Raw genomic sequence first — 7,040 nt, 5'->3', positions numbered from 1 at the left:
CTCGGTGATCTCGCCGAGCGGGGCGTGGGCGCCGATGCCGGCGTTGGCCACGACCGCGTCGAGGCGTCCGTGCCGCGCGATGACCTCCTGGTACACCGCCTCCATGTCCGCGAGCTTGGTGACGTCGGCGACGATGCCCGAGCAGTTCGCACCGACCTCGGCGACCGCGTCGTCCAGCGGCTTCTGCTGCAGGTCGGTGATGACCACGCGGGCGCCCTGGTCCACGAATTCCTGGGCGATGCCCAGGCCGACGCCGGACGCGCCACCGGTGACCACGGCGACCTTGCCTTCGAGGGGGAGGCTCATCGTTTGCTCCTTGGGTTGGGTGTGCCCGCACTCTGCGGACGGCGGCGGGATGTGAATGGGAGGCGTCGCCCCCGATTCTTTGAACGTAATTCCTGACCGTGCTGCCAGCTGGTATCGGCACGTCGCAAGCGGGAGGGAAGCCTCGCGCCCAAGTGCGACGGGGAAGCCGAATCGCGTAGCGGGGCCGTGTGCGGCCCGGCTGGTTATGCGACGTCCTGGACGAGGCGGGAAACGAGACGGTCGAGGTTGAGATGACGGTGCTCCGTGCCAAGGGGCACGGCTTGGCATGTTCGCTTGAGGAAAGCGGCGATCATCCGGGCCGGGGCCTCCAGCACGGCGTAGACCTGGTGGGCTTTCAGAGTGATCTGGACGGTGTCCACGCCGTTGCGGCTGCAGGGGCCGATCTCCACATCGCCGACGCCGGCCGGTTCGAGCAGCCCGGCGATGAGCAGAGTGCGGGCGAAGACCCAGTCCATCGTGTAGTCGTCCACGCGGAAGGTGATGCGCACGGCGTAAGGGTCGGTGTTCTTGTAGCAGAGGTCTCCCGGGAACAGAACAGTCCTGTCGTCGGGGACGACGAGTCTCCACGGCACGGGTTCGGAGCTGATCATCACCGGTCCCCGTGGTGCACCCGTAGGCTCTCCTGGTGGCGGAATCCGCTTGCGCCGGTCCTCTGGCTGGGGGCCCACCGCCTGATTGCGCGGGCCGGTCGGATTGTGGCTCATTGGGGTGTCCTTCCTGCTCGAGCGACCCTTGGTTGCGAGGAATGCGGCCCCTGCTTGTGCGGGCTGCCGGGTATCTCTCCGCAGCTGCGGCCAGATTTAAGAAGGATCAATTCCGTTTGTTGGCGGAGAGTACGGGTGTTGTCCCGCACCGACGTGCTGCCGCAGGCTGCGCGCCACCCGCGCAGGAGCGGCCGGCAGTAGGACGGTCAGCCACCGGGGAGAGGCGGATGCCCTGATCCCGTGGGTGGTCGATCGGCGATCGCATCGTGTCGAGGTCTCGGATGGAGTCGGCCGGGGCGGTGGGGTCCGGGGTTCCGGACCAGGACGGCCGGCTGCTGTATGCCAGTCCGTGCGTGTGCCGTGGATTGGGTATGCCGTCAGTTCCCGGCCTGGGCCGGCGTGATCAGCCGACGTTTTCGGTCAGGCGGTTGATGCGTTCAGGTTTCCAGTGGTGGATGCGGCGAGACATCCGTCAGATGACAGCGACGTCGTCACCGATCGGACGGGATGGCGTCCGGATCGCGGTTGAACGCCTCCCGGGCGATCTCCACCCGGCTGCGCATCCCGAGCTTGCCGAGGATGTGCGAGATGTGTGTCTGCGTGGTGCGCCGAGTCAGGAACAGGCTCTGTGCGATCTCCGAGGTGGATCGCCCTGCCGCGACCAGAAGAGCGATCTTGTGCTCGGTCGGGGTCAGGGCATCCCAGCCCTGCGCGGCCCGCTTGGCCCGCACCCCGCGCACTCCGCGGCGGATCCCGTACCGGCGCAGGGCCGCCTCGGCCCGGCGGATGTCCCACAGCGCGCCGAATCCACCGTAGAGATCGAGCGCTTCACTCATGACCTGCCTGGCCTGCCCGGTATCCCCGTGCTCGGCAAGCATGACGGCCAGGTCCTCCAACGCCTCCGCCAGCTCCACCAGGACGCCGGCGGAACGGTAATGGCCCACCGCCGACCGCAGCAGCGCCGGATTCCCCTCGTACAACCCCCTGCACCAGTCGGCCGCCGCCGTGGCCCGCCCCGGCGTCTGCTCCAGGGCAGCCTCGCCCCGGCACGCCTTGACCGCGGCTGCGGCGGCCGCCCGGTCATCAACGGCCAGTGCCAGGCGCGTCAGCGTCGGGAGCCACTGGTGGATCAGCGTCATCTCGCCAGGCTGCCGCTCAAGGAAACCACTCAGGAGTGACAGGGCCAGGTGCCGATCCCCGCCCTGTTCAGCAGCCAGCGCCTGCGCGAACGCCAGAAAGTCGGCGTTCTCCCGATCGGCGACCGTGACCGGCCGCCGACGCAGCCCGGCCTGCAGATGCCCAGCGGCTGTGGCGCGCTCGTCCCGGCGGGTGGCGACGAGCGCGGCCAGGCCGTGTCCCAGCCACATGGGACCCCGCTCACGGAGCCACCGGTAGGTGATCGCCGGGAGGGTGAGGTCGACAGAGTCGAGTTCGGTAAGCACGTCGTCCCACCGGCCCAGCCAGTACATGAGGACCGCGGCGGTGACGCTGGATCCGGCGTCCTCGTTCCGGCCGGAGTCGAGCAGGAACTGCCGCGCCTGACGAAGGGCCATCTCGGCGTCCGACCACCGGCTCAGGTTCTGCAAGCTGAAGATGCGGACATGCAGCGCGTACGCCCGCAGATCCATGTACTGGCTGGAAGCGCCCAGTGTCTGAAGCGCCCTGTCCGCACATTCCAGCGCGGTCAGATGCTGCCGCCGTACAGAGTGGTTGAGCCACAGGTCCGTGAGCGAGTACGCGATGGCGAAAGCGTCCTCCATGGTCTCGCCGATCTCCAGTACGCGGTGTACGGAGATGTCCACGTCGTCCAGCGCGCCCCATGCCGCACGACGGACCATGGCCAGGGAGGCGAGTATCCGGGCGCGCCAGGCGTCGGGCAGGTCGGTCTGCGTCGATGCGTGCTCCAGCGCCATGACCGCTGCGTCGTTGTCCCCACCGCTGAGCAGCGCGCGGGCCAGCATCCAGTACATCGGGCCTTGTTCAGCAGGCTCCGTCGCTGCCGCGATGGCCTGCCGTGCCCGCAAAGCCGCCTCCTCGTGCTTGCCCGCGCTGACCAGGACGTGGGCGTGTGCCATGCTCAATGTGGCGCGGTCACGGTCGTCGGCCACACCGTGGTTCAGCTCCCGGCGCAGGAGTTCGGCCGCGATGCGCGGAGCCCGGTCCACCAGCGACGGCGCGTTGTCGACGAGCCAGTGCCGCGCCCAGTGGTCGCCGGGACGTCCGGCTGCCAGCAGTTGCTGCGCGATGCGTTGGGGTTCGACGCCGCCGAGGCCGTCAAGTGTCTGTGCGGCGTCCCGGTGCAGCGCGACGCGCAGCCCGGCCGGCATCCCGTCATAGAGCGCCTGGCGGATCAGTGGGTGCCTGAACCGCATGCGCTGACCGGCGTCGACGAGGATCCCGGCCGCCACCGCGTCCTGGAGATCATCTGAGATCTCGATGACGGACCGGCTCATGAGCGCTGCCACCTCAGTGACCGCGAATTCTCCACCGAGCAACGCAGCCATCCGCAACATCTGTACGGTGCCGTCCCGCACGAAGCTGAGCCGGTTGTCCAGTGCCGCGGCCAACGACCGCGGCACGGTGCTCGACGACGTGTCCCGCAGCTCGGCGTACGCCTCGACCGTCAACGCGTCTTCACGCACCAGGGACTCGACCAGCTCCCGCACGTACAGCGGATTGCCGCTCGCCCGGGCGGCGAGCTCGACCAGCGCCGGGCTTGGTGGCGCACCCGCCACGCCCGACAACAGAGCCTTCACCGCCTCCGGCCCGAGCGGGCCCAAGGAGATCGTGGTCGCGCCCTGGCCGCGCAGCGCGGCTTGCAGACGTCGTATGCCCGAACCGCGAGGCAGGGGGCGGAAGGACAGGACCAGGAGCAACGGCAGGTGTACCGCAGTCGAGGACAGAAGCCGGCACACCTCCAGCGATGCATCGTCGGCCCACTGCACATCGTCCAGCACCATCATGGTCGGCGAGTTCGCACACTGGTCTTCGATCAGCGTGACGAGCATATCGGCGGCCACGGCGTGTGCGGCCTGGTGCAAGACGTGGTCGGGATCCAGCGCGCGCGTGATGCGTGCGATTTCCGCGCGGCGGGGGTCGGGCGCGGGCTGCGTCTCCAGGCAGTCGAACAGCAGCCGCAGCGGCAGCGGGTGCGCGACCTGATCCGCTGTGCCACTCAGCACCGCGCAGCCGGACTCCTCGCCGGCTGCGGCAGCCGCAGCGATCAGCGACGACTTGCCGATGCCAGGCTCCCCCTCGACAAGGAACACGCCGCCGATGCCGGTCAGCAGTTGCGCGGTGGCATCCTGCAGCACGGCCAGTTCGGCCTCGCGGCCAACGAAGTGGGCCGGAGGTCGTACAGGCACGGTCGAGCCCCCTGCCGCATCGGCGACATCCGAGGGCCCATGACTGCCATCACGTGCGCTTGTCGTCATTGGAAAGAAAATGTCCCGCCGTGCAACAAGGTGTCTTGAATCGGTCGGAAGTGAGAGGCTACTGCCCTGGCTGAAACGCCTGCCATCGGGCGCAAGGTAAATATCTGGAATTATGAGATGTCGGCCGTCAATAGTGTTCCCGGGAGGGCGTAGAGCAGCGCATGCCGACGACCGCGACGGGGCCCGTGCCGGCCAGTCTGTGACGCCGCCGCTGTCATCTGACAGATGTCTTGCGGCCTCGGGGCACCGACGGAATTCGCTGATCAGCGGGTACGCGAGGGTGAGCGGAGGTCGTTTTCCGCGCTCCCGTAGATCGTTTCCCACTGCCCTGGCCGTCCCGTCATCTGCTCAGGGCTCGGTCGAGGTCGTACTCCGAGTACGGAACGAATCGTCGCGCCCTTCACAGACTGCATCTTCCGGCGGCGAGTGCCGTGATCGCGCACTCGGCGGCGTGCCGTGCCGCTAGCGCGGGCCATCACCTTCCGCCGCGAGCATCGTGAGGGCCACGACTCAGTCATCGGCGGCACCGCCTCCTCTGCGTCGCCCCCAGACCCGCCCGGCATCGCGGACGCCAGATTGGCCCGCACCCCGCGCACCTCTGCGGCGGATCCCGTACAGGCGCAGGGCGCCTCGGCCCGGCGGATATCCCATAGCGCGCCAAACGGTTGTTGAAGGAGTCCGCCGCCCGATCGGTCGTTCCAGCGGTCGGCCACCGCGGGCGGCCCTGACCGCCCATGGCCAAGGGCCTCGGGTGGGAACGGCGGCGAGCCGGCTTCCCACGAGGGTGGAAAGCCGGCTCGCCGGGTGGTGCTTCAGTTGGTTGTGGCGTGGGCCGGTCGGCGGGGGCGCAGGATGAGGGCTGCCAGGGTGGAGGCCAGCAGGGTGAATGCGGCGGTGGTCAGGAATGCGGCGCGGGCGCCGGGGACGAACTGGCCGGGGACGGCTCCGGCGGCGTAGACCGAGACGACGACGGCGAGTCCGATGGCGCCGCCCAGCTGCTGGACCGTCTGGAGCAGGCCCGAGGCCGATCCGGCGTGCTGCGGTGCGACCCCGCCCATCACCAGGGAGGCGGCCGGCATGAAGGTCAGTCCGGCCGAGACGCCGTTGAGCAGCAGGGGGCCGAGGACCGCGCCGGCGTAGCCGCTGGTCGTGTCGATGTTGCTGAGCCAGACGTAGCTGGCGGTCAGGCCGAGGGTGCCGGTGATCAGCAGCGGCATCTGTCCGAAGCGGGCCACCAGCTTGGGGGCGATGCGGGCCATGGCGAAGATGCCCAGCGTCATCGGCAGGAACGCGGCCCCGGCGGCGATGGGGCCGAAGTGCAGCACCCGCTGGACGTACTGCACGACCAGGAAGAACGTGGCGATCTGGGAGCCGAAGACCAGGGTGGTGACGGCGAGGGCACCGAGGCGGCGTCGGTCGCGCAGCAGGGCGGGCACCAGCATCGGGTTGGTGACCCGGCGTTCGGTGACGGCCAGGACGGCCAGGAGCACGACGCCGACGATGAGCGAGGCGACGGTCTGTGCGGAGGTCCAGCCGTGTTCGGGTGCGCCGGTCAGTGCCCAGACGATGGCCACGGCCGCGCCGGTGGCGCTCAGTGCGCCGATGAGGTCGAAGCGGCCGGGGTTGCGCGGGGTTTCGGTGACGAACCGCGGGGCGAGGGCGAGTACGGCGATGCCGATGGGGACGTTGATGAACAGGGTCCAGCGCCAGGAGCCGATTTCGGTGACCACGCCGCCCAGGAGGAGGCCGAGGGTGCTGCCGCCGATGCCGACGGCGGCGAACAGGGCCAGGGCCCGGTTGCGTGCAGCGTCGTCGCGGGCGCTGGTGGTGACCAGGGCGAGCACGCCGGGTGCGGCGAGTGCTGCGCCGATGCCCTGCGCCGCGCGGGCGGCGATCAGCAGGGCGGCGCTCTGGGCGAAGCCGCCGAGCAGGGAGGAGGCGGTGAAGATGCTCAGGCCGATGAGGAAGACGCGCCGTCGGCCGTAGGTGTCTCCGAGCCGGCCGCCCGTCAGCATCAGGCCGCCGAAGGCGAGGGTGTAGGCGTTGACGATCCAGGACAGGGCGGACGGGCCGAGGCCCAGGCCGGTGCCGATGCTGGGCAGGGCCACGTTGACGATGGTGCCGTCGAGGGTGAGCATCAGCTGCCCGACCAGCACGATCATGATGCCGAGGGCCGCGCGACGGCTGCCACGCTGTGGCGGGGCAGGCGATGCGGCGGACGAAGTCGTCGGGGTGGCGGCAGGGATGCGCTGCGTTGTGGACATGACGGGGTCCTGTTCTGGCCTTCGGGGGCCGACAGAGTGTGAGCGGTGTGCGGGGCGGCGCTCGCGCCTGGCCCCGACGGAGAGGGGTGATCGCGGGCGCCTGCGCGCCCGGCGGGAGCGGGCCGGTCGAAGCCTGGCCCGGAAAGCGGGATGTCGGCGGGGTGACGCGCGCCCGGCGGGCCCGGTTGCCGGGCGCGCGCGTCACGGCTTGGCTGCTCAGACCTGGGCCATGCCGCCGTCGGCGAAGAGCTCGACACCGGTGATGAAGCTGGAGGCGTCGCTGGAGAGGAAGGCCACGGCCTTGCCCATCT

General features: G+C 69.9%; 5 protein-coding genes. All 5 read right to left on the bottom strand.

Annotated elements, in window-relative coordinates:
- Positions 1-306: SDR family NAD(P)-dependent oxidoreductase (locus tag ACZ4UV_RS51900; protein ID WP_467850218.1), on the bottom strand; the 306-nt coding region annotated here is incomplete at its 3' end.
- 203 nt (positions 307-509) lie between these two features.
- Positions 510-917, bottom strand: a complete 408-nt coding sequence (locus ACZ4UV_RS51895) for an SsgA family sporulation/cell division regulator (protein ID WP_467850215.1) — start codon at positions 915-917, stop codon at positions 510-512.
- A gap of 605 nt (positions 918-1,522) precedes the next feature.
- Positions 1,523-4,465, bottom strand: coding sequence for an ATP-binding protein (locus ACZ4UV_RS51890; RefSeq protein WP_467850212.1), 2,943 nt, complete (start codon positions 4,463-4,465; stop codon positions 1,523-1,525).
- A gap of 812 nt (positions 4,466-5,277) precedes the next feature.
- A complete protein-coding gene (locus ACZ4UV_RS51885; RefSeq protein ID WP_467850209.1) occupies positions 5,278-6,729 on the bottom strand; it encodes an MFS transporter in 1,452 nt (483 codons plus the stop codon).
- Between the two features lie 216 nt (positions 6,730-6,945).
- The gene (locus ACZ4UV_RS51880; RefSeq protein WP_467842933.1) at positions 6,946-7,038 is read right to left on the bottom strand and encodes an SDR family oxidoreductase; all 93 of its coding nucleotides are present in this window, start codon (positions 7,036-7,038) and stop codon (positions 6,946-6,948) included.
- Positions 7,039-7,040: the final 2 nt, after the last annotated feature.

Source organism: Streptomyces sp. NPDC028289, from assembly GCF_055565975.1.
Note: the sequence above shows the minus strand (reverse complement) of the source record. Positions and strands in the feature narration are given on the sequence as shown.

What these genes read in the sequence shown, in the direction of transcription:
- ACZ4UV_RS51895 (WP_467850215.1), bottom strand. Translation starts at nt 917, where the DNA reads ATGATCAGCTCCGAACCCGTGCCGTGGAGACTCGTCGTCCCCGACGAC.
- ACZ4UV_RS51890 (WP_467850212.1), bottom strand. Translation starts at nt 4,465, where the DNA reads ATGACGACAAGCGCACGTGATGGCAGTCATGGGCCCTCGGATGTCGCC.
- ACZ4UV_RS51885 (WP_467850209.1), bottom strand. Translation starts at nt 6,729, where the DNA reads ATGTCCACAACGCAGCGCATCCCTGCCGCCACCCCGACGACTTCGTCC.
- ACZ4UV_RS51880 (WP_467842933.1), bottom strand. Translation starts at nt 7,038, where the DNA reads ATGGGCAAGGCCGTGGCCTTCCTCTCCAGCGACGCCTCCAGCTTCATC.